A 2811-nucleotide genomic window follows, 5' to 3' on the forward strand; every position below is an offset into this window, starting at 1 on the left:
CGGTAAACTTAACGTCAGTAAACAGATCCATATCATCCGGACTAATATGCCAAGAAACTTGCCCCGTAGGGAGCTTAATATAAACAACCGGCCAATCCGGATCCTGCGGATCGGTTCCTAGGCTCGACTCATAAATAGCAGCGAGATGAGAAACAAGATGTGCGCGCTCCCGATAAACATTGTTAGTCATCGTTTAGCACAACTTTCCACTCAGTTTTATTGCCGAGTTTCTCAGGTGTCAAATTAGGGTCGATACGGTCAGCGCCAGCGATGACAGCGCTATTGCCACCAATCGCAGGTAGTGCCACTCTTTTAGAAGGGAGAGGTGCACTTTGCTTAAGTTCAGGAACGAATGAAAAGAAATACCTAGCCGAGTCACAAGCATGGTCGTCTTTCTTATGAATCTGATCATGCGCGTTATTTTGAGACTGCTGCTTCTTAGACGCCCAAGTCTTCCACCTAAGCCGCTGCATCTCTTTGATCAGATTAGCACAGTTCTCGGTGACAAGCCAGTTAGGTTTTCCGTCAAGTGCGTTATCTAGATACTGATTAATCTTAGCAATGCCAGTTATTACATCGTTATTGCCCAGCGCAAATCCGATCCCACGGATCGCATATTCAGTCTGAATAGACGTACCAGTTACAGCATTTCGTTGAGTAAGGGCAGGATCACAAATATTAATATCAGGTCTACGTCCGTGAGCCTTGTTTCGAGCATGAATTATGTCTGCGTGGAAATCGATTGTCTGCTCTGACATGTAGTGTTCGTCAAAAGTGATTACCCTATTATTTCGATCAACCGCATGCCAGAGAACAGCAGTAGGGTTATTAAAACCATGATCGAGGGACATATACCATTTGTATTCACGCCCAATAAGTTTCTTCGGATCGATGACCGGAATGACATGAGTATCCCTAGTAAACTTCTTATAAACTAGACCACCCATCTGGACAAACTTACCTTGTCCACGTGCCTTACGCTCATCTTCAGAAAGTCCGCCAAGGTAATTCTCAACCTCTTCTTCATCAAGGTGAGGATTCTCAGCCATTTCAACTTCTACAACATCTACGAGTTTTGAACCATTAATGCCAGGTTCATAAAGAACGTCAAAAATCCACGTCATACCTTCAACGGGAGTCATGGTAATCCATGAACGTCCCTTACGGTCAATAAGACGTGCCTGACACTCTGTATAGATATCTGAAGGCGGTTCCTCATCATAATGGACAAAGTCACGACTCGTACCAGCGAACTTATTTAGTTCCTGGTCGTAGGACATCAACTCAACAAATGAGCCGTTTTCAAAGTTAACGATTCGATCCTGAACATCATAAGCACTAGACCAGGATCCTCCACGTAGTGCGCTAGGAGGAATCCACTGCTTAAGCTGAGGAATAATAATCTTGTTGATACCGTTAATAAAGTCAACAGATACGATACGTCCGGCTACAGGGCGGTCAGGTGTTTTAACGTAGGGATGCTTCCTTAGAAGCCACCAAACATCTTCAACAATACCGCCCGTAGTCTTTCCCGATCGGTTACCACCAATGTATAGACGAGTCTTCTTAGTCGAGCTGTGAAATAGTTCTTGCTTGGCATGCGGAACATACGAGTTAATATCAGGGGCATACGCCAAACGAGTAAGATTATCAGCCATCTCCTTAATTGCTTCTTCAATGGAGGAAATTGGCTTTTCTTTTTTAAGGGCCAACGTAATAACTCCGCCCTGTTTGATATCTAAGCCCCTGGAACCAAATCTGCTTAGAAGTGACCGAGGTTCCCCAAGTTCTAAACGAAGTAGCTCCAGTAGCCTGAATACTCATAATTGCACCGCAATAAGCGGCAATACCCGAAGTTCCACCGGTAACTGGTGAAGTAGCCGCTAGTCTCTTTTGGTCAGAAGTTGGCCGAAGACCTTCAGGAATTGTATTAAGGATATTAAAATCACCTACAGGAATACCTGATGTAGCTTTACCAATACTTCCACGCCACCATACTCGACCACGATTATCTAGTGCGATTGATAGGGGAGTGGTTGCAGTAATTGTAAAGTCCGCCGCAAGAGGTTGAATAACCGCGTTAGACATTGCAATCCACGGAGACATGGTGGTCTGTACTGGTCGCCAATGCCAACCCCAATCAGCATCTTTAACCACTAGAATATAGACACTCGGCCACTGATTAGCGTCTCCGCCAGTATCCCTAAATACTCGGTCCCCAATATTGTAATTGCCAGTCTGAGGCAGCGCGGTGTTAGGGGCGATGATAGGGATATCAGCTACAGGCTCAAGGATCTTAAGATTGTCTGTAATATTCTTCTTAACATCCGCCATAGGGTCTGCGGCTACAGGGAGGTAAAGATTGTAGTTTCTGGTATTAGCCATCAGTACCACCACGTATATCCGTCAAGCGAAATATAGTTTCCGCCACCAGAGTTACCATGCCACTGAACAAAAATAGAGATACGTGTAGGTACAGTGCTGGGCTGAATAAACCCTGCTGCTGTAGCAAAACTGCTTGCTGTGGTAACCGCGCTAGTTGCCATCTGCATTACGGAGAAATTACCAAGTGGAGTATAAGCTAGAGGGATAGCAGTATCTGAAGTAATTTCATGGTTAGCGCTAGTGGGCCATGGGTTAGCGGAGGAGTCATACCTAATTGCACCACAAAGTTCTACACGCCTCTGTAGCACATTTACATTGTACTTGGGTGGATAACTGGGATGTGCAGACCTAGGTGATCTAATACCTAGAGCAGTCCATCCCAGCCATCCAGTGCTGTCATTAACAGAACGAGACCAAGTACTTCCA

Annotated in this window: 3 protein-coding genes; all 3 read right to left on the bottom strand. The window is 45.2% G+C overall.

Annotated features, from left to right (window positions below; translation table 11 throughout):
• Positions 1-190 (bottom strand): hypothetical protein (locus tag VIP81_RS28130; RefSeq protein WP_331969364.1); only part of this gene is annotated, 190 nt, incomplete at its 3' end.
• Positions 183-1712, bottom strand: a complete 1530-nt coding sequence (locus VIP81_RS28135; RefSeq protein WP_331969366.1) for a terminase large subunit domain-containing protein — start codon at positions 1710-1712, stop codon at positions 183-185. The genes VIP81_RS28135 and VIP81_RS28130, both read right to left, overlap by 8 nt.
• Entirely contained in the window at positions 1702-2385 is a 684-nt protein-coding gene (locus tag VIP81_RS28140; protein WP_331969369.1) for a hypothetical protein, read from the bottom strand. Before VIP81_RS28140 ends, VIP81_RS28135 begins: the two co-directional genes overlap by 11 nt.
• Positions 2386-2811 lie beyond the last annotated feature (426 nt).

It is taken from the genome of Chitinophaga sp., assembly GCF_036566945.1.
Lineage (GTDB): Bacteria > Bacteroidota > Bacteroidia > Chitinophagales > Chitinophagaceae > Chitinophaga.